The sequence below is a fragment of the Phytoactinopolyspora limicola genome (assembly GCF_011320225.1).
GTDB lineage: Bacteria > Actinomycetota > Actinomycetes > Jiangellales > Jiangellaceae > Phytoactinopolyspora > Phytoactinopolyspora limicola.
The window spans coordinates 57,547-77,433 of sequence record NZ_JAAOEN010000015.1; the positions used below are offsets into that span (position 1 = coordinate 57,547).

At 66.7% G+C, this 19,887-nt stretch carries 15 protein-coding genes; 8 read left to right on the top strand and 7 right to left on the bottom strand.

What is annotated here, in order from left to right:
• Window positions 1-113 precede the first annotated feature (113 nt).
• Both G8760_RS24095 and G8760_RS24100 read right to left on the bottom strand, forming a co-directional pair.
• Window positions 114-1,877: an ABC transporter ATP-binding protein gene (locus G8760_RS24095; protein WP_166355391.1), complete on the bottom strand. Its 1,764-nt coding sequence runs from the start codon at window positions 1,875-1,877 to the stop codon at window positions 114-116.
• Window positions 1,874-3,607, bottom strand: coding sequence for an ABC transporter ATP-binding protein (locus tag G8760_RS24100; RefSeq protein WP_166355392.1), 1,734 nt, complete (start codon window positions 3,605-3,607; stop codon window positions 1,874-1,876). Before G8760_RS24100 ends, G8760_RS24095 begins: the two co-directional genes overlap by 4 nt.
• A 405-nt stretch (window positions 3,608-4,012) precedes the next feature.
• Here G8760_RS24100 and G8760_RS24105 point away from each other — a divergent pair, with 405 nt between their 5' ends.
• Window positions 4,013-5,539 (top strand): M81 family metallopeptidase, encoded by a 1,527-nt coding sequence (locus tag G8760_RS24105; protein ID WP_207782674.1) that lies wholly within the window; start codon window positions 4,013-4,015, stop codon window positions 5,537-5,539.
• A gap of 62 nt (window positions 5,540-5,601) precedes the next feature.
• Here the strand turns inward: G8760_RS24105 and G8760_RS24110 are convergent, their stop codons facing one another.
• Window positions 5,602-6,777, bottom strand: coding sequence for an ROK family transcriptional regulator (locus G8760_RS24110; protein WP_207782669.1), 1,176 nt, complete (start codon window positions 6,775-6,777; stop codon window positions 5,602-5,604).
• A gap of 217 nt (window positions 6,778-6,994) precedes the next feature.
• Between G8760_RS24110 and G8760_RS24115 the strand changes: the two genes are divergently transcribed.
• The 6 genes from G8760_RS24115 to G8760_RS24140 all read left to right on the top strand — a co-directional run bounded on the left by G8760_RS24115 (window position 6,995) and on the right by G8760_RS24140 (window position 13,836).
• Complete coding sequence (locus tag G8760_RS24115) at window positions 6,995-8,311, top strand: alpha-L-fucosidase (protein ID WP_166355395.1); 1,317 nt, start codon at window positions 6,995-6,997, stop codon at window positions 8,309-8,311.
• A 59-nt stretch (window positions 8,312-8,370) separates the two neighbouring features.
• Window positions 8,371-9,651, top strand: coding sequence for an ABC transporter substrate-binding protein (locus tag G8760_RS24120; protein ID WP_166355396.1), 1,281 nt, complete (start codon window positions 8,371-8,373; stop codon window positions 9,649-9,651).
• 165 nt (window positions 9,652-9,816) lie between these two features.
• Entirely contained in the window at window positions 9,817-10,728 is a 912-nt protein-coding gene (locus G8760_RS24125) for a carbohydrate ABC transporter permease (protein WP_166355397.1), read from the top strand.
• The gene (locus tag G8760_RS24130; RefSeq protein WP_166355398.1) at window positions 10,718-11,647 is read left to right on the top strand and encodes a carbohydrate ABC transporter permease; all 930 of its coding nucleotides are present in this window, start codon (window positions 10,718-10,720) and stop codon (window positions 11,645-11,647) included. Before G8760_RS24125 ends, G8760_RS24130 begins: the two co-directional genes overlap by 11 nt.
• A complete protein-coding gene (locus tag G8760_RS24135) occupies window positions 11,648-12,589 on the top strand; it encodes an ROK family protein (RefSeq protein ID WP_207782670.1) in 942 nt (313 codons plus the stop codon). It begins immediately after the preceding gene.
• A gap of 314 nt (window positions 12,590-12,903) precedes the next feature.
• Window positions 12,904-13,836 (top strand): hypothetical protein, encoded by a 933-nt coding sequence (locus G8760_RS24140; protein ID WP_166355399.1) that lies wholly within the window; start codon window positions 12,904-12,906, stop codon window positions 13,834-13,836.
• 248 nt (window positions 13,837-14,084) lie between these two features.
• Here the strand turns inward: G8760_RS24140 and pcrA are convergent, their stop codons facing one another.
• The 3 genes from pcrA to G8760_RS24155 all read right to left on the bottom strand — a co-directional run bounded on the left by pcrA (window position 14,085) and on the right by G8760_RS24155 (window position 17,912).
• Window positions 14,085-16,436, bottom strand: coding sequence for a DNA helicase PcrA (pcrA, locus tag G8760_RS24145; protein ID WP_166355400.1), 2,352 nt, complete (start codon window positions 16,434-16,436; stop codon window positions 14,085-14,087).
• A gap of 121 nt (window positions 16,437-16,557) precedes the next feature.
• Window positions 16,558-16,914 (bottom strand): hypothetical protein, encoded by a 357-nt coding sequence (locus G8760_RS24150; protein ID WP_166355401.1) that lies wholly within the window; start codon window positions 16,912-16,914, stop codon window positions 16,558-16,560.
• A 194-nt stretch (window positions 16,915-17,108) separates the two neighbouring features.
• Window positions 17,109-17,912, bottom strand: a complete 804-nt coding sequence (locus G8760_RS24155) for a response regulator (protein ID WP_166355402.1) — start codon at window positions 17,910-17,912, stop codon at window positions 17,109-17,111.
• Between G8760_RS24155 and G8760_RS24160 the strand changes: the two genes are divergently transcribed.
• The gene (locus tag G8760_RS24160) at window positions 17,875-18,549 is read left to right on the top strand and encodes a hypothetical protein (RefSeq protein WP_166355403.1); all 675 of its coding nucleotides are present in this window, start codon (window positions 17,875-17,877) and stop codon (window positions 18,547-18,549) included. The genes G8760_RS24155 and G8760_RS24160 overlap by 38 nt on opposite strands.
• A gap of 58 nt (window positions 18,550-18,607) precedes the next feature.
• Here the strand turns inward: G8760_RS24160 and G8760_RS24165 are convergent, their stop codons facing one another.
• On the bottom strand, window positions 18,608-19,876 hold the full coding sequence (locus tag G8760_RS24165; RefSeq protein ID WP_166355404.1) for an ATP-binding protein: 1,269 nt from the start codon (window positions 19,874-19,876) through the stop codon (window positions 18,608-18,610).
• Window positions 19,877-19,887 lie beyond the last annotated feature (11 nt).

Genomic DNA, 19,887 nt, shown 5'->3' on the forward strand with positions numbered 1-19,887 from the left:
TTCCGCACCTGATCGTCGCCATGAGAACGATCAGGTGCGGAAACGGAGATCAGGTGACAAAGCGGGGTGGGCGACGTGTTGGGTGGTCTAGTGTTGCGGTCCGGCAGCCGACACTACGGGCCGGGGTCGTGCTGGGCCGGGCGCCCGTGCCAAGACTCCCACAGCGCGGCGTAGGCCTCGCCGTGCTTCACAAGCTCGTCGTGGCTACCCAACTCCGCGATCCGGCCAGCCTCGACGACGGCCACCCGGTCGGCGTCATGTGCGGTGTGCAGCCGGTGCGCGATGGCGATCACCGTGCGGTCTTTGAGAACTGCGGACAGCGAACGTTCCAGATGCCGGGCGGCGCGTGGATCGAGCAGAGACGTGGCCTCGTCGAGTACCAGTGTGTGTGGGTCGGCGAGCACGATGCGGGCGAGCGCGATCTGCTGAGCATGCGCCGGGCCGACGGGGTGCCCGCCGGAGCCCACCACCGTGTCGAGGCCATGGGGAAGGGTGTCTACCCATCCCAGGGCGTCGACGGCGTCCAGCGCACGCAGGAGTTCGTCGTCCGGTGCGGCCGGGGCCGCAAGCGCGAGGTTGTCACGCAACGTTCCGACGAACACGTGGTGCTCCTGGGTCACTAAGACCACCTCGCGGCGCAGCTGGTCGAGTTCGAGATCGACCAGCGGGACCCCACCCACCACGACTCGTCCGGTGCGGGGCGGGTGGATACCTGCGAGCAGCCGGCCGAGAGTGGACTTGCCGGCACCCGACGGGCCGACCATGGCCAGGCGTTCGCCGTGTGCCAGCCGCAGCGAGACGCCGTGTAGGACATCAAGGTCGTCGACGTAGGCGTAGCGGATGTCAGAGGCTGAGATGTCTTCGCCGTCGGGCTGCTGGCCGGTGGGGGTGCGGTCGTCCGGGATCTTGGCGATGCCGAAGACCCGGGCCAGCGACGATGTGCCGACCTGGAGTTCGTCGAGCCAGGAGACGAGCCGGTCAACCGGGTCGACGATCTGCACCATATACAGCACGACGGCAGTCAGCTGACCGACCGTGGCGTGGCCTTGGCCGACGAGCCAGGCGCCCCAGGCCAGCGTGGTGGCTACCGGCAGCACATAAGACATCTCCGCGGTGGGAAACCACACGCTGCGCAGGAAGAGCGTGCGTCGCTCCGCGGCGTAGGCATCGGACAGGTCGAGTTCGGTCCGGCGGACGCGGACGTCGGCCAGGCTCAGCGTGTCGATGGTGCGGGCCCCATCGACGGTCTCGGTGACCGCTCCGTTCAGCGTGGCATACGCGGCTCGCTCCCATAGGTAGGCGTCCCGGGCTCGCTTGAGATACCAGCGGGTGCCCACGTAGAGGAGCGGGACGCCGACGATGGCGCCGGCCGCGATCGCCGGCCCGGCGATGACCGCGGCAGCCAGCGTCAACACGGTGGTGACCAGAGCGACCAGGATCTCGGGTACGGCGAATCTCACCGTGCGTGACAAGGCGTCGATGTCGCCGGTGGTCCGAGCGACGAGATCGCCCGTGCCGGCCCGCTCGACCGTGGACAGCGGCAACCCCAGCACACGGCGGATGAAGGTCTCGCGTAGCTGGGCGAACACCTTTTCCCCGAGGATCAGCGACCGGCGGATGGCCGCGCGGGTGATGAGCGCTTGAGCAAGGATGAATCCGGCCAGCATCAGGGCGAGCAGGTTCAGCCGGGCCGCGGTGGTTCCCTCGAGGACGGCGTCCACCATCCGCCCGAGAAGGAACGGGCCGGCCAGGCCGAGCGCCGCGGCCAGCACGTGTAGTGCCAGGGTGGCGCTGAGCGGGCGGCGGTGTTCGCGGAACAGCTGCCCCGCCTGTGATCTGACCTCGCCGGCGGTGGCGACGGGTAGTTGGGTGCTCATACCAGCTCGTCCGCTCGGGTGACGGTGCGCCGGTATTCGGGCACGGTGCGTAGCAACTCGGCATGGGTGCCGGTAGCGCTGACTCGGCCGCCGGAGAACCAGACGACGGTGTCGGCGCGGCTGAGCATCAACGGGCTGCCGGTGACGGCGACCGTGGTGCGGCCGTGCCGGGCATCTCGCAGCCGGGCGGCGATGGCGGCCTCGGTGTGCGCATCGACGGCGCTTGTGGGCTCGACCAGGATGAGGACCTCCGGGTCGGTGAGCAGAGCCCGGGCGAGTGCCACTCGTTGCCGCTGGCCACCCGACAGCGACCGGCCGCGTTCCTCGACCGTGGCGTCGAAGCCGTCGCGGAGGGTCTCGAGAATGTCGTCACCGGCGGCGACGGCCATGGCCCGCGCCAGGGTGGCGTCGTCGTGTTGGCCGTCGGGATCCAGTCCGGCGCGCAATGTGCCGGTGAACAGGCTCGGCTCGGGGTCGCTGACAACGATGCGGCGGCGGACCTCGGACAAGGGCAGCCGATCCAGCGGCTGGCCATCCAGACTCACCCCGTTGCCGGGGACGAGCCGCCCGAGGCGGTCGGCGAGAGACGTGGTGAAGGCGGGGTCGTCGGCGACGAGCATGGTGAAGGTGCCGGGCGAGATGTGTAGTTCGGTTACCGAGTCGGTTAAGCCGGGTTGGGCGCTGACCGGTAGATGCTCGGAGCTGGTCGCCCCGGAGTTGTCGGCGACGGGCTCGGGTACCGCGCGCTCGACGGCGAGGAGCGCGAGCACCCGACGGGCCGCGACCAGCGCCCGCGCCGCCACGAAGGCCATTTCGCCGGCTGTGCGCACGGGAATGACCAGGAAGAAGGCGAAACCATACATGGCGACGAGCGCACCGGGCTGGATGGTTCCGTCGAGCACCATCCGAGCCCCCACCCAGGTCAACACGACGAGGAACACGCCGGGCAGCAGAACCATGAGTGCGTCGAGAAGCGAGTGGGTGGTGGCTAGCCGGTTGCCGGCCCCGCGGACCTTGGCCGATCGTTCGGTGTAACGGGCCAGGAAGACGTGCTCGCCACCGATGCCGCGCAGCACTCGGAGCCCGGCGACGGTGTCGGCGCCCAGGGCGGTGAGATTGCCGAGTGCCTCACGTTGTGCCCGCTGACGCCGTTGGAGGGGGCGCAGGATGGGGGAGATGACCGCGAAGAGCACGGGGACGCCGATGAGCACGATCAAGCCGAGCGGCACGGACGTGGACAGCACGATGATCGCCACGACCACGTAAGACGCGATGGCACCGGCGAACCGGGAGATCACTTCGAAGGCGTGGCCGATGTGCGGGGCATCGGCGGATGCGGTAGCCGCGACCTCGCCGGTGGGCATGGTGGCCGTGACGGCGGTGCCGGTTCGCGCTGTGTGCCGGGTGACCACCTGGATGGTGCGGAAGGCAGCGTAGAGCCAGTTGGCTACGGCTGCTCGGTGTCGTGCGATCCCGACGAGCGCCTGGAAGGCGCCGAGGGCACACACGGCGCCTGCCCAGCGCATCGCGGTGTTGGTGTCACCGTCGGCGACACCGTCGATGCCCTGTCCGATGGCCCACGGCATGATGGCCTGCGCGACCATCCACAAGGTACCGAGAATGGCCGCGAGTGTGATGACGCCGGCCTGGCGTCGAGCCACCCAGAGTAGATAACGGACGGGGGAGCGGGTGTCTGGGGTACCGGGGTGGGGGTAGGGCAATGTGCGCACCAGTTCACGTTACGGAGAGCCACTGACATCCGCACGCCATTTTCGCCGCCCCGTCGTGCACCTGATCGTCGATATGTCACCTGATCGTCAAGGTGAAAACGATCAGGTGTGCTAATCGGGCATGGGGTCCATGACTACTGCATCTGATCGCCTCCACCATTCGGACACCAGTCGGGCACGTGGCGATCAGATGGCAAACCCGTGGCTGGCGGGACCGGGAGAGCATCTGATCGCCCACCGGGGATGGGCACAGGATGGGCGACGACACCCGGCCCGGAGGGCTACCATGGCCACGATCGACCAATCGTACGAACTTACTCCAGTATCGAAGAAGGTCTGCCCGTGACGACGCCGCTTGCTTCCACCGTCTGGTCCCCGCCGCTGAGCCCCGTGCACGACGGCGGCCTGACTCGACCACGGATCGCGATCGCCGGTATCGCCATCGAATCGTCGACGTTCTCCCCGCATATCAGCGGTTGGGACGCGTTCACGGTCCGGCGTGGCGACGAGTTGCTCGGCCGCTACGCGTTTCTCGGCCCCGGCACCGAGCGCGGTGACGCCGCCGAGTGGGTGCCGATCCTGCACGGCTTGGCACTGCCGGGTGGAGCCGTCGACCCGCAGGTCTACCGGTCGATGCGGGACGAGATCGTCCACGGCCTGGCCGCACAAGGCCCATTCGACGGGGTGTTCCTCGACATTCACGGCGCCATGAGTGTGGTCGGCATCCGCGACGCCGAGGCAGATCTGGCCGGAGCGATCCGCACCGCGGTCGGCGACGACCCGCTCGTGTCCACGTCGATGGATCTCCACGGCAACGTGTCGGCCGAGTTCTCTCGAGCCGTCGACCTAATCACCTGTTACCGCATGGCCCCGCACGAGGACGCGTGGAACACGAAAGAGCGAGCCGTGCACAACCTGCTGGAGCGGCTACGCGGACCATACGGCCGTGACCCACACGCTCGCCGACCGTGGCAGGCATGGGTCCAAGTGCCCGTGTTGCTGCCGGGGGAGAAGACGAGTACCCGGCTCGAGCCGGCCCGGGGTCTGTATGACCGCGTCCCCGAGGTCGAAGCGCTCGACGGCGTGGTGGATGCGGCCATCTGGATCGGCTACGCATGGGCCGACGAGCCCCGCTGTCAGGCGGCGATCGTCGTCACCGGGGATGACGCCGAACTGGCTCGTCGGGAAGCGGAGGGCCTGGCCAGGGATTTCTGGATGGCCCGTGGGGATTTCTCGTTCGTGGCGCCGACCGGGTCCCTGGCCGAATGCCTGGATCGGGCGTTGACCCGCGGACCGGGTGCCCCGACGCCGTTCGTCGTCTCCGACTCAGGCGACAATCCGACCGCGGGTGGTGCCGGCGACGTGTCGTGGACGCTGGGTGAGCTGCTAGCCCGCCCCGAGCTCGGCGATCCGGCTCGGACGGTGCTCCATGCTTCGATCTTCGACCCGGATGCCGTGGCCGCCGCGGTCCGGGCCGGGGTTGGTGGCCAGGTCGACGTCGAGGTGGGGGGCCGGGTGGATGCTGGTCCGCGGGGTCCAGTCCGGTTGACCGGTGAGGTTTTCTCGATCACCGATGATGATCCGGTAGCCGGCACTATCGCGGTGATCCGCAGCGGCGCTGTGCACGCGATCATCACCGAGCGGCGCAAACCGTTCCATCTCGTGGCCGACTTCACCGCGCTGGGCCTGGACCCGCATGGGGCGGACGTGGTGGTGGTGAAGATCGGGTATCTGGAGCCCGAGTTGTACGACATGGCCGCCGACTGGTTGCTCGCGCTCACCCCGGGTGGTGTAGACCAGGACCTGTTGCGGCTGGGGCACCGGCACATCCAGCGGCCGATGTACCCGTTCGACCCCGACATGGCGGAACCAGATCTGCGGCCCGTCGTGCGTCGCCGAGGAGACACCGAACGCCGTCCACCAACCCCATGATCATGAACACTTTGCCGTGCCATAGCACGGCAAAGTGTTCATGATCATGGGAGGGAGGGGGGCTATGGGGTGGTCGCTCGTTCCGGGAGGACGTGCTGAAGGATCAGCCGCCCGGCACCCACGACCCCGGCCTCAGGCCCGGTTGTGGTGCGGGTGATGAGGAGTTGCTGAGTCACCAGCGGGTGGCACCCCTCGTAGAGTTGGCTGCGGACCATGGCGACGAACGGCTCCAGCGTCGACAGCGCCCCGCCCAGGAAGACCGCATCCGGGTTGACGAAGTTCACCACCGTGCACAACACCTCGCCGAGATGCCGCCCGGCGTCCCGGACCATTGAGGTGACCTCGGGCTCGGCGTCTTGAGCCCGACGAACGATGTCCGCGGTGGTTCGGACGTCGAGGCCACGTTCGCGGAGCTGCCGGACGATGGCGGCGCCCGAGGCGATGGTCTCGAGGCAGCCCAGTTTGCCGCAGGAGCATGGTGTCGAGCCGGCCGCCGAGACTCGTGAATGGGTGATGTCGCCGGCGGTGCCGGTAGCGCCGCGGTGCAACTGGCCGGAGGCGATCAGCCCGCAGCCGATTCCGGTGCCGGCCTTCACCGTCACGCTGTGCCGCAAGGCGGCGCCGTGGGCGAAGTGCTCGCCGAGCGCCATGAGGTTGACGTCGTTGTCGACGAGGACGGGGACGCCGAGCTGGTCGCGAACGTACTCGGCGACCCCGAACGAGTGCCATCCGGGCATACGTGCGGGCGACTCCACCCGTCCGGCCTCGATGTCGACCGGGCCGGGCAGTCCGATGGCGGCTCCATGAAGTGGTGATGAGTCCGCCCATGGACCGGAAAGATCCGACCAATTTGCCATGATCGTGTCGAGTGAACGTTCGGGGCCTCCGGCCACATCGACGTCGATCTCCTGCACCATCCGGATCTCGCTGGCGAGGGATATGACCGCCACGCGCGCGTGGGTGCCACCGAGGTCGGCCACCAGTACGTGGCCGCCGTCGTCGCGGATTTGGAGCAGCCGGGGGCGGCGTCCGCCACGGGACTCGCCGGCCCCGGTCTCGGTCACCACACCGGACTCCAGCAGCTCCTGGACGTGCAGCGACACGGTAGAAGGGGATACTCCGAGTGTTCTGGCCAGCTCCGCCCGCGACGTGGCGACGCCGGCGGAGATCAGGCCGACGATGCGGGAAGAGATCGAGCGGTCGGGCGAGCCGTTGGCCGCCACGGTTCCAGTGGTCAAGGTCACTTCCTTCGGTATCGAACGAAGGGGCTTCACTATCATGTCGCCGGCGCCCGTCCGGTGGCAAGGGGTTGCGAAAAACATCCGACCCCTTTAGTGTTCGTCTCACTTACTTCGGTGACTTTGCCCGACAGTATGAACTAATCATCAACCACGCGAATGAAGTGAATCTTGAGCAATCCCGTCCGACGGGAAACTCGACGCACGAAGGAGACGGATGTCGCACCAGGGTTCCAACGACGCCGGCCGGCGGCCCCACACCGAGTGGTTCACCGAGTCGCGCTTCGGTCTCTTCGTCCACTTCGGGCTCTACAGCCTCGCCGCCCGGCACGAGTGGGTCATGACACACGAACGTCGCTCCGTGGAGGACTACGAGTGTTACGCCGACGTCTTCGACCCCGACCTGTTCGACGCCGGTCGCATCGCTCGGGCGGCCAAAGACGCCGGGATGCGGTACGTCGTACTTACCACCAAACACCACGACGGGTTCGCGCTCTGGCGCAGCACGACGAGCGACTACAACGCCTGGACCGCTTGCGGCCGGGACCTGGTGGCGGAATTCGTCGAGGCGGTCCGGGCCGAAGGGCTACGTGTGGGCTTCTATCACTCGCTGATCGACTGGCACCACCCCGACTTCACAGTCGACTTCCACCACCCCCGCCGAGACAACCCCGACGCTCGCGCGGCCAACGAGACCAAGAACATGGACCGGTACCGGGCCTATCTCCACGCTCAGGTCACCGAACTCCTTACCACGTACGGCCCCATCGACTACCTGTTCTACGACTTCACGTACGCCGAGGAACGCGACGGCTGGCAAGGTAAGCACCCAGCGGATTGGGCCGCCGACGATCTCCTTGCGCTGACCCGGCGGCTACAGCCCGGCATCGTGGTCAACGACCGGCTCGGCATCCCCGCCGATCTGGTCACGCCGGAGCAGTACCAGCCAGACGCCCCCATGCGCGTCGACGGCGAACCCGTGGTGTGGGAGGCATGCCAAACGTTGAACGGCAGCTGGGGCTACGACCGTGACAACACCGACTACAAAACACCCGACCTGCTGGTCCGGATGCTCGTCGACACCGTCGCCAAAGACGGCAACCTCCTGCTCAACATCGGACCGGACGGGCGCGGCGCGATCAGCGATCGGGACGAGCGAACCTTGGCCGCGATCGGGCGGTGGATGCGTCTGCACGGGCGGTCGGTCCACGCGGCCGGCGCGGTCGCCCTCCACGGCCCGTTCGAGGCGCCACCCGGCACGGTGGCCACTCAACGCGGCGACCGGCTGTACCTACACCTGCTCGCCTGGCCATTCGGCCACATCCACGTCAAAGGCCTGGCCGGCAAGGTGCGGTATGCACAACTACTCAACGACGGCTCGGAGATCCGTCGAACCCAGATCCCGCCGGACCGGGTGGCCCTGACCACCGAACCCGGCGGGCAGCCACCCGGGACGCTGACCCTCACCCTCCCGACGGTCCGGCCCGACGTCGAGGTCCCCGTCATCGAGCTCTTCCTGGAACCGGGTGCCTGATCGGCGCCGGTTTCACCCACTCGCAGCGACCGGATCGACCCAACCGAGAGGACACGACCATGCACATCACCCGAGGGCTGGCCGCATGCGCGGCCGTCGCGGTGACCGCCTCGCTGGCGGCCTGCGGATCCGACGACGACGGCAGCGCGGCCACCAGTTCCGGCAATGGCGGCGGCGACGGCGCGACGATCGTCTGGGACATGTGGGCTGGCAGCCAGTCCGACATCGACGCGCTGGAGGAGACCCTGGCGATCGTCCGCGACGAGAATCCGGACCTCACGGTGAACCTGCAGACGGCACCGTGGAACGACTACTTCACCAAGCTCACCACCAACCTCTCGTCGGGCAACGTGGCGTGTGTGACGTCGATGAACGGCCAGCGTCTGTCCACCTACGCCGAGGCGTTCCACCCGCTGACCGCCGAGGATCTGGAGAAGGCCGGGCTCTCCGAAGACGACTTCTCGCCCGGCGCCCTCGACATCATGAGTTACGACGGACAGCTGTACGGCGTGCCGTTCGATGTGGCCACGATGCTCGTCTATTACAACAAGGACCTCTTCGCGGCGGCCGGCGCCGACGAGCCGCAGATCGGCTGGACGATCGACGATTTCGAGGCCGCGGCTAGCGCCGCCACCACCGACGCGAACAAAGGGTTCGCCGTTGGTATGGGCGAATTCCAGTGGATGGCGCTGCCCATCGCGCGGTCCGGCAAGCAGCCGGTGGACGAGAGCGGCAATCTCGCCCTCACCGACCCGGACTTCGCCGCCGCCGCGACCTGGTACGCGGCACTCGTGACCGACGACGACGTTGCCGCACCGGTGCCGTCGGCGTCCGACACCGGCTGGGGCGAGACCGAGTATTCCAGCGGCAATGCCGCGATGGCCGTCGACGGCACCTGGAACGCGGTGAGCTATCTGGGCAACGACGCTGGCTTCGCCGCCGGAATGGTGAACCTCCCGGCGGGCGACAACGGCGCCACCGCCCTCATCCTGGGCTCCGGCTACGGCATCTCGCAAGACTGCGAGGACAAGGACGCCGCACTCGCCGTGCTCGGTTCGCTGGTCGGCAAGGAAGCCCAGGACGCGATGGCCGCCGCCGGCCGCAGCTACCCGGCCCGCGCGGAGTCGCAGCCCCTCTACTTCGAGTCGCTCGACGACGACGTTCGGGACGACGTCCAGGCTGCCTTCGACGCCGCCTTCGCCAACGTCGAAGGCCAGCGTTCGACGAAGAACTGGGACCAGGTGAACACGGCGCTGCAGCCGCAACTCGTCAGCGTCTACACCGGCCAGGCGTCGATGCCCGACGTTCTCGACCAGGCGCAGTCGCAGTTCGGCGACTGAACGCCCGAGGCGGAAGGTGCCCGTCCGGTAGCGCGGACCCGCGACGGTGATCTGAGTTCGACGAGCTCGGATCACCGTCTCCGGCCGGGCGGCGACGTCGACGGCGGGTGACACGACGAGGGACAGCCGGACGGCGGATGGGCCGCGGCCAGAGAAGGATGCGTGATGCTGAAGACGCGATCTCCCCACCGGAGCGGCAGCCTGCGGAGAACGGAGACCCGGCAGGCGCTGGGATTCATCAGTCCAGCCCTGCTCGGCCTGGCCGTGTTCACCGTTGTGCCCGTCGTGCTGTCGATCGTGATGAGTCTGCACCATTGGCCGGCCTTCGGTGAGCGTTCCTTCTCCGGCCTCGGCAACTACGTGGATTTGTTCACGAAGAACCCGGACTTCTGGCCCGCGCTGCGCAACACCGCGGTCTTCGCGCTGCTGTACGTGCCGCTCAACCTGGTCGTCGCGTTGTCCTTGGCGCTTGCGTTGTCGCCGCGGATCCGCGGACGAGGCGCGTTCCGGGTGTTGTTCTTCATCCCCGTGGTGACACCGATCGTGGCCAACGCCCTGGTGTGGAAGATGATGCTGCAACCGCAGGGGTTGTTCAACGGTGTCTCGACGTCGGTGTTCGGGATTGAGCTGCCGAACTTCCTCGCCGACCGCAACTGGGCGATGATCATGGTGGTCATGATGTCGGTCTGGCAGGGGATGGGCTACAACATGCTCATCTTCTCCGCCGCGCTGGAACAACTTCCGACGTCGGTCATCGAAGCCGCCCGGATCGACGGCGCGCAGGGCGCCCGGATGATCCGCAGCGTCGTCATCCCGATGTTGTCGCCGGCCATCTTCTTCGCGACGGTCATGACCATCATTACGTCGCTGCAGGTATTCGCCCAACCACAGCTCCTGACCGGGGGCGGCCCGGGCAACGCCACGATGCCTCTCGTCCAGTTCATCTACAACCAGGGCTTCCAATTCCAGAACCTGGGCCTCGCGGCCGCGGCGGCCTGGGTGCTGTTCGTCCTGATCATCCTGATCACCGCCCTGCAGTTCAAAGCGCAGAAACGGTGGGTGCACTATGAGCACTGAGACCCTGCCGACCCGAGGGGCCCGCCGTCGTCTCCGGAAGGATCGTTCGGCCGCCGCACCGTCGAACCGCGTCACCAGTGTGGCCGGCGACGGGCCGCGCCGATGGCGAACGGTGCTCGCCCACCTGGCCGTCGTCGCTGCCGCCGCGATGTTCGCGCTCCCACTGGTGTATGCGTTCTTCTCCGCGTTGAAGCCGAACACCGAGGTCTTCTCGATGCCGCCCCGGCTGTTCGGTTCGGAGATCAGATGGAGCAACTTCGCCGAGGTGTTCCAGTACGGGCCGTTCACCACGTACATCTTCAACTCGTTCTTCGTCGCCACAGCCGGCACCCTGGTGGTACTCGTGGTCTCGACGACAGCTGGTTACGCGTTCGGCCGGCTGCGCTGGCCCGGACGGGACATCGTGTTCGTCCTGTTCCTCGCCACGCTGATGGTGCCGCAAGAGGTCGTCGTCGTCCCGATGTTCATCGTCATGCAGTGGTTCGGATGGGTGGACACCTACCAGTCGCTGATTTTCCCGTTCGCGTTCACCGCGTTCGGCACGTTCCTCATGCGGCAGTTCTTCCGCGGTATCCCGTACGAACTCGACGAGGCCGCACGGGTGGACGGGGCGGGCGCGTTCCGCACGTTCTGGCAGATCATCCTGCCGCTGGCGAAGTCCGCGGTGGCGGTGCTGGCCGTCTTCACGTTCCTGTCCTTCTGGAACAGTTACCTCTGGCCGCTGATCACCGTCGTCGACTATCAATCCCACGGCACCTTGCCCATCGGACTGGCGTCGTTCTCCGGACAACACGGCACCCGCTGGGACCTGCAAATGGCTGCGTCGATCGTCTCCATGATCCCCACCACGATCATCGTGATCGCCCTACAGAAACACCTGGTCAAAGGGATCGCGACGGCTGGCCTCGGAGGCCGCTGAGTGGGCGGACCGACACGGCTGCCGGCGGCTGCCGGGATCGACATCGGGGGAACGACGACATCGGCCGTCGTCATCGGTGACGACGGTGCCATCGTGGCCGAAGCCAGCCTGCCGACCCCGGCCCGAGAAGGCGGCACCGCCATGTTCCGCACGGCCGTGCGAGTGTGCGAGATGGCGATGAGCCGCGGGCGTTTCGAGTTGACCGCCGTCGGCGTCGGCGCGGCTGGTGTCATCGACCCGGCCGACGGATCCATCCTCGCGGCGTCCAACTCGTTCCGGGACTGGGCCGGGTACCCGCTGGCCAGCGACCTCCGGATGGCCCTCCACGTGCCCGTCGTCGTCGAGAACGACGTCAACGCCTTCATCGAAGGTGAGCGCCGCATCGGGGCAGCCCGCGGCCTGGACGACGTGCTCGGTATGACGCTGGGCACGGGTGTTGGTGGTGCGTTGGTCATCGGCGGTGGGCTGCACACCGGCCCGAACGGCGCGGCTGGCGAAATCGGACACGTCCCCGGCTTCGGCAACCAGCGGTGTTCATGCGGACGGACCGGACATCTGGAGACCCTCGCCTCCGGTCCGGCGATTGCCCGACGGTACCTGGAACGTCGTGGTTCAGGTAATGGGGCGGCGGAGTTGACCGCTGTCGACGTAGCGGCGGCTGCCCGGGAGGGTGACCCGGCGGCCGCAGCGGTGTTCGACGATGCCGGCCGAGCCGTCGCCACCGCGGCGGTGATGGTAGCGACCCTGGTGGACGTCACCCATGTCGTCGTTGGTGGCGGCGTTGCGCGGGCCTGGGACCTGCTGCAACCGGCCATCGAAGCCGGAATAGCCGCCGAACCACCCGTGTCGGAGCAGCCGATCACGGTGGTGGCGAGCCTGCTCGGGGTGCACGCCGTCGCCGTGGGCGCCGCCTTCCTCGCCGACCGCGGGGTGTGCACCTGATCTCCGTTTTGTCACCTGATCTTTTCCACAGCGGCGATCAGGTGTGCTAAGCGCGGGCAACGGCCCACCGTCGTACATCTGATCTCGTCTCACCATACGAACGAAGAACGATCAGATGCGCCAACCGCCCGCCAGCGCCCGGTGATGCATCTGATCATCGGCTGCTCATGGACGGGGTCCGGGTGTCGCGCGGCGGTTCTGGGGGAGGGGCGAACGGGTGCTATCCACAGCTGCGGCGGGCCCGTCGCTCGACTTATCCACATTCGCTGATTGGTATCTAGCGCTTCTCGGCCGGCTCGCGTGAGGCTGCCATCATGACTGCTGACCCGATACCTGAGCCGTTCGATGATGAGCGATGGACCGCCTTGATCGACGACGAGCGCGGCGTCGTCCATAGGCGGGAAATCCCAGCCTCATACGCGGGACATGCGCGGCGTGAGGTCCGGGCCAAGCGCTGGCAGCGTGTCGGCCGGGACGTCTTCGTTGTACACAATGGTCCGCTGACTCCCGAACAGCGAGCACTGGCGGCGCTGAAGATCGCACCCGCTGGCTCTGCGTTGTCCGGTCTGACGGCCGCGTCGATCGACGGTCTGTCCGGATTCGACCCTGCTGAGGTGCACGTAACCCTGCCCTGTGGATACCGCCGGCTGAAACTCGCCGGTGTGGTCGAGCATTTCTCGCGGTTCCTATCGAGTTCTGACATCCATCCGTTGCGTAGACCTCGCCGGACCAGGCCGGCGCGGAGTCTGCTCGACAGCGCCAGCTGGGCCAGCAGTGATCAGCATGCGCGAGCGATCTTGTTGGCAGGCGTGCAACAAGGATTGGTGTCGGCGCAACAGCTGTCGGACGCACTGCCGGGTCGGGGACCTTGCGCTCGGCACGCACTGATCGCTGAGACGCTCGATGATGCTCAGGGTGGCATTCAATCGGTTCCAGAGTGGAGATTTGCGGCAATCATTCGCACTTACGCACTGCCGGAGCCGTCGAGGCAGCTTGTGCGCCAGCGACCGGACGGGCGGAGCTACCTGGATGCCGGCTGGGATGAGTACGCCCTGTATGCGGAGGTCGACGGGATGGGGCATCTTGAGGCGCGCCGGTGGGAAGCGGACATCGACCGGGCGAACGAGATCGTCATCAGCAGCGGTGTGCTCCTACGCTTCACGTCCTACGCCGTCCGCCATCGTGCGGAGGCGGTAGCGTCCACGCTGATCCGGGCGCTCATGGCTCGGGGGTGGCCCGGCCCTTAGCTCCGAGGGTCGAACCCACAGGGTACGGAGTGGGTCTTGTGGCGCAGGTGATCAGATGCATCACCGCGCGATGACGGTCTGTTGGCGCATCTGATCGTTCTTCGTTCGTATGGTGAGACGAGATCAGATGTACGACGGTGGGCCGTTGCCCGCGTTTAGCACACCTGATCGCCGCTGTGGAAAAGATCAGGTGACAAAACGGAGATCAGGTGCACACCCCCCTGGGGCGGGGCGGGCGGGTGGCTAGGTCAGAGCTTCTCGACGGGCGCGAAACGTAGCATGAGCGTCTTCAGGCCGTCATCGCCGAAGTCCACCGTTACCTGGGCTTGATCGCCAGTACCCGAGGTGGCGACGACCCTACCCAGACCGAAGGCGTCATGGTTGACCCGGTCGCCCGCGGCGAGAGCAGGTATTGGCCGTGAACCGACCTGGTTCCCACCGCCGAGCCGTGGCGCCCGTGGTGTGGTCCAACGGGTCTGTTCGGCTTCGGTGCGGCGCCATTCGATGAGTTCTTCCGGGATCTCGGCGAGGAAACGTGAGGCCGGGTTGTGGCTCGGCGCGCCCCAAGCGCTACGTGTGGTAGCGCGTGAGAGGTAGAGCCGCTGGCGGGCGCGGGTGATGCCAACATAGGCGAGGCGACGCTCCTCCTCCAGTTCTCGCGGTTCGGACAAGGACCGCTGATGAGGGAACACGGCGTCTTCCATCCCGGTGAGGAAGACGACCGGGAACTCCAGACCTTTGGCGGTGTGGAGCGTCATCAATGTCACGACACCCTCGTGGTCGTCACCTTCCGGGATCTCGTCGGCATCAGCCACCAGACTGACCTTCTCCAGGAATCCGGTCAGTGTGCCGCCCTCGGCTTCGATCTGGTCTACGTCGTATTCGGTGGCGACGGCTACCAGCTCACGGAGGTTGTCCACCCGGGTCTCGTCCTGAGGGTCGTCCGATCCGGCCAGTTCGGCCAGGTATCCGGTGCGTTCCAGCACGGCTTCGAGGATGGCCGCGGGGTCGGCGTCGTCCTCGGCCAGCAAGCGGAGCTCGTCGGCGAGCGCGACGAACGACTCGATGGCCCGCACGGAGCGAGTGGCGATGCCCGGAGCGTCTCCAGCCCGCCGCAACGCCTGCCAGAACGTGATGCGCTCCCGCTGAGCCAGCGCGTCGATCATCGCCTCGGCGCGGTCGCCGATGCCGCGTTTGGGAACGTTGAGGATACGCCGCAGCGAGACGGTGTCTTCCGGATTCGCGAGAAAACGCAGGTAGGCGAGGGCATCCTTGACTTCGCGCCGCTCGTAGAACCGTACTCCGCCGACTACGCGGTAGGGCAGGCCCACCCGGATGAGGATCTCCTCCAACACCCGGGACTGGGCGTTGGTGCGGTAGAAGATGGCGACGTCTCCAGGCGAGGCGTGGCCCTCGTCGCCGAGCCGGTCGATCTCCTCAGCGATGAACTGTGCTTCGCTGTGTTCGTTGTCCGCGACGTATCCGACGATCTTCTCGCCGTCACCGCTGTCGCTCCACAGCCGCTTCGGTTTGCGCCCTTCGTTGCGGGAGATGACCGCATTGGCCGCCGACAGGATGGTCTGAGTGGACCGGTAGTTCTGCTCCAGCAGCACCACGCGAGCGTCCGGGTAGTCTTTCTCGAACTCCTCGATGTTGCGGATGGTGGCGCCACGGAAGGCGTAGATCGACTGGTCGGCGTCACCGACCACGCACAGCTCGGCGGGTTCGACCGAAGGGCTGTCCGTGTTGGCGGGCTCGGTGTCAGTCTCGCCAACCAGCTCTCGGATCAGGATGTACTGGGCGTGGTTGGTGTCTTGATACTCGTCGACGAGGACGTGCCGGAATCGACGGCGGTAATGCTCGGCGACGTCAGGGAACGCCTGCAGCAGATTGACCGTGGTCATGATGAGATCGTCGAAGTCGAACGCGTTGGCGTCGGTCAGCCGCCGCTGATACATGCCATACGCCTCGGCGATGGTGCGCTCATGGTGGTTGTTGGCCTGCGCAGCGGCCGTCTCGTGATCGATGAGCTCGTTCTTGAAGTTGCTGACGGCGTAGCTGAACATCCGAGGCGGATACCGGCGCGGGTCGAGTTCGAGGTCCCGGCAGACCATGGCCATCAGTCGTTGTGAGTCGGCTTGATCATAGATGCTGAACGATGAGGTGAAGCCGAACCGTTTGGCTTCCCGCCGCAATATGCGCACGCAGGCGGAATGGAACGTGGAGACCCACATCACCCGGGCCCGAGCACCGATCAGCTCGGCGACCCGCTCCTTCATCTCCCCGGCGGCCTTGTTGGTGAAGGTGATGGCCAACACCGACCCCGGATGGACGTTGCGCTCGGACAGCAAGTACGCGATACGCCGAGTGAGGACCCGCGTCTTGCCCGAACCGGCGCCGGCGACGATGAGCAGGGGTGGCCCTTCATGGGTCACTGCCGCACGTTGCTGCGGATTCAGCCCGTCAAGAATGGACGCTTCATCCGACGACCCGGCGTCCTCTTTCCGGTGCTCAGCGACAGCATCATCACGAACACGCCCGGAGGGGGTGCCGTGGGCTTCCGGGGCGAACAAGGTGGACTGTTCTGTGGGTGCGCTCATCGTGGGTCAAGCCTATGCGGCCGCCCCGACATGCTCGACGCGCCCAGCCCAAGAGTTGGTCGGAATCGGCGGGATGGCGCGACGGGTGGTCACCGCTCGTCGGCCCCGCCGAACCCCAGGTTCACCAGAAGACGGCGACCAGCACGTTACCGAGGGACAGGGCGAACAGCAGGCCGTACACACCGTCGGTAATGGTGGTGCGGCGGCGATTGGCGAATGCCAGGACTGCGATCGCGGCGGCTACCGCGAGCTTGACGCCTACCTTCGCGTGATCCGGATCGATGTTCAGCGAGTCGGCCATCTCCTGCATACCCACCAGCAACACGCCGGTGACCAGTTGAGTCATGACGCCGTGCAGAATCGCGGCGTTGACCACCCGTTCACCTTTGGAGGTGGTCATCTGCACCATGCATCCACCCAGCAAGCTCGCCAGCCCGATGAAGTGAAAAACCACCAAAACGTTGTACAGAAACTGCATCGTCGTCCTCTCACGTCACGCTGTCGGTCGCTTCCGGTGATCATTACACCCGGCGAGATCTTGTTGATCTCGGCGGACGAAGTTGCACGGACAATGGTGCCAGCATCCGCCAGGATCCTACTACGTAGCGTCGTATATCGAGGCTCGGGGTGCCAAGATCGCGCCAGTGGAATCGACCAGAGAATCAGGCCAGGTCAGATCAGGCGCCGGTCAGTGGCCCACCGGGTGAGTTCGTAGCGGTTGGACAGCTGGAGCTTGCGCAACACCGCGGACACGTGGGTCTCTACCGTCTTGACGGAGATGAACAGCTCCTTGGCGATCTCTTTGTACGCGTATCCGCGGGCGATCAGCCGCAGCACTTCCCGCTCGCGACGGGTGAGCCGGTCGAGATCGTCGTCGACGCTGGGCGCCTCCCCGCCGGCAAACGCATCCAGCACGAACCCGGCCAGCCGGGGTGAGAAGACCGCATCACCGTCGGCGACCCGGACGATAGCGGCGACGAGGTCGTCACCGGTGATGGTCTTGGTGACGTACCCGCGCGCTCCAGCCCGGATGGTGCCGATGACGTCTTCGGCGGCGTCCGAGACCGACAGCGCCAGAAACCGTACGTCGCCTACCTTCCCGTGCAGCTGCCGCAGTACCTCGACGCCGCCGCCACCGGGCAGGTGTACGTCGAGTAGGACGACGTCGGGCACGATCCGCGCGACCATCTCGATGGCTTCCTGGGTATCGGCGGCTTCACCGACCACCTCGACCGTGCTGGCCGCTTGCGCCAGCTCGGCCCGTACACCGGTGCGGAACATCGCGTGGTCGTCGACCAGTAGCACCCGGACCGGCGCATTCCGCGCCTGCCCGCCACTGGAACTCTGGACGTCGTTCACCGTGTCCTCCTGTTGTCCGCCGGTTGAGCCAGCCCTAGTCTGCCAGGCGTCGACTCCGCCCCGGCGCGTTCCGGTCCCGGTGGACGTTCCCGACTCGCCATCACCGGACACCGGCATAGTTTGGTCAACGACGTGGTGGGCGGGGCGGCGGCCGAGGTGTCACAGTCAGTTTACGAGCCATGAGGAGTATGTTCAGTTCCCCGACGGGCAGTGGATCAGCGTCGAGAAGATACTCGACATCATCCGTTCCGGATTCTCGGACGATGCTTCAGACCATGATCCGCCGACGTTCGATGATGACGGCGTCCCACTTCCGAAACTCAGGTTCGACGACTTAGGCGCGGCGAAGGGCGACCCACTACTTGCCACCGCCGCAAAACTCGCCGAGGTGCTGCCGGAGAGGTGGAAGATTGCGGTCTTCAACCTCTCGGGAGCGGCCGACGAGGTGCGTTCCTTCGCCATCGTGGTTGATCAGGGTAAACCGTCACCCGTACCCATCTACCTATTTGTCGACGCGGCCGCCGAAGGCCGGACACTGCGGGCCGCAACACGTCGAGACGACGGCGGCGGGGCTTGGTGTAACGCATTGCTGCGGATATACGAAGACGGGACCGTCGCCGCGCATTACGACTACTCGTCGCCGCCGTTTGGTGCCTACCTGGGAGAACGTGAGTTGGAGCTACTCAGGCGAGACCAAGAGTTGTACCCCCGCGATCGTGCCTCGTTGCCCTCCTGGCATCCGAGCAAGGCATAACAAGACACGATCCACGATCTATCTGGACCGCTTGTGTACTGAACCGTCCGTGCTTCGCTCAGGTGCGGTTCGCGGACAGCCTGACTTCCGTGCCGTCGCCCGGTGTGGACCGGATCTCCGCGGAGCCACCGTGCCGCTGCATCCGGTCGATGATCGAGCGCCGCACCCCGAGCCGGTCTTCCGGCACCTGGTTCAGATCGAAGCCAGCCCCCCGGTCCCGCACGAACAGCTCGATCGTGTCATCGTCGGCCTCCAGAAAGACATCGATCTTGTCCGCCCCCGAGTGTTTGGCCGCGTTGACAGCTGCTTCACGGGCGGCATTGAGCAGAGCCCGCCCGACGTCGTCCACCGGGGCGTCGCCCACGGTGACGACCTCCACTGGGACCTCGAACGTCTCCTCCACCTCCGCACCGGCTTTGACCAGTTCGGCGGCCAGCGAGGACTCTTCGTCGGAACGGTGCTCACCGTAGAGCCAGTGCCTAAGGTCACGCTCCTGGCTGCGGGCCAGCTTGACGACGGTGCGCGGATCGTGGGCCTGCTTCTGGATCAGCGCGAGGGTTTGCAGCACGGAGTCGTGGAGGTGAGCGGCCATGTCCGCGCGCTCCTCCGAGACGATACGTTCGCGTCGCTCCGACTCGGCGGTGCGCCACAACTGCCACAACCATGGCCCGACGATCAGCCCGCAGCCGAGCAGCAAGACGACCACCCCGGACAACGCGTTGAGCGTGGCGTCGAGCTGACCCTGACCGACGAGGAACACCAGCGCGCCGACGATGACGGTGACGGCTCCCGCCCCGATGCGGAGCACGGCGAACCAGCCGCCGCTGGTGATCGCGGCCAGCCATGGCATTTGTGCCGACATCGCGGTCAGCCGACGGCGCTCTTCGGAATCCGCCCGCCGCCACACCAGCGTGAGCCCGCCCCCGACCAACAGGACCGGGACCACGATCTCCGGGCGGAGCCCGACCGGGGTCTGACCGAAGATGAGGATCGTGCCGATACCCAACGCCACCAGGGCGGCCAACTGCCCTGCGTCGCCGGTGCGCTCGACGATGGTCCGGCGTCGGCGCAGCCCTGATCGGGTAGCCGCGGCGATGCCTGCCGGCGCATCTCGTTCCGCCCGCTGGACCAGGTCCCGATCCAGCGGGGTAAAGATCCAAACGGCCAGATACAACACCAAACCGAATCCGGCCAGGCCGGTCAGGACGCTGAACGCGATCCGGATGGTGAGTGGCTGTAGGCCGAGATGTCGGGCGAGGCCCGTCGCGACGCCACCGATGAGCCGGCCGTCGGAGCTGCGGTAGAACTTCGGTGGGTCTGACCCCATACGTGCACCAG

Bases quoted from the DNA above. Each gene is read 5' to 3' on its own strand.
- G8760_RS24165 (WP_166355404.1), bottom strand. From the start codon at position 19,876: ATGGGGTCAGACCCACCGAAGTTCTACCGCAGCTCCGACGGCCGGCTC.
- G8760_RS24095 (WP_166355391.1), bottom strand. From the start codon at position 1,877: ATGAGCACCCAACTACCCGTCGCCACCGCCGGCGAGGTCAGATCACAG.
- G8760_RS24120 (WP_166355396.1), top strand. From the start codon at position 8,371: ATGCACATCACCCGAGGGCTGGCCGCATGCGCGGCCGTCGCGGTGACC.
- pcrA (WP_166355400.1), bottom strand. From the start codon at position 16,436: ATGAGCGCACCCACAGAACAGTCCACCTTGTTCGCCCCGGAAGCCCAC.
- G8760_RS24125 (WP_166355397.1), top strand. From the start codon at position 9,817: ATGCTGAAGACGCGATCTCCCCACCGGAGCGGCAGCCTGCGGAGAACG.
- G8760_RS24130 (WP_166355398.1), top strand. From the start codon at position 10,718: ATGAGCACTGAGACCCTGCCGACCCGAGGGGCCCGCCGTCGTCTCCGG.
- G8760_RS24155 (WP_166355402.1), bottom strand. From the start codon at position 17,912: ATGCCGGTGTCCGGTGATGGCGAGTCGGGAACGTCCACCGGGACCGGA.
- G8760_RS24140 (WP_166355399.1), top strand. From the start codon at position 12,904: ATGACTGCTGACCCGATACCTGAGCCGTTCGATGATGAGCGATGGACC.
- G8760_RS24115 (WP_166355395.1), top strand. From the start codon at position 6,995: ATGTCGCACCAGGGTTCCAACGACGCCGGCCGGCGGCCCCACACCGAG.
- G8760_RS24150 (WP_166355401.1), bottom strand. From the start codon at position 16,914: ATGCAGTTTCTGTACAACGTTTTGGTGGTTTTTCACTTCATCGGGCTG.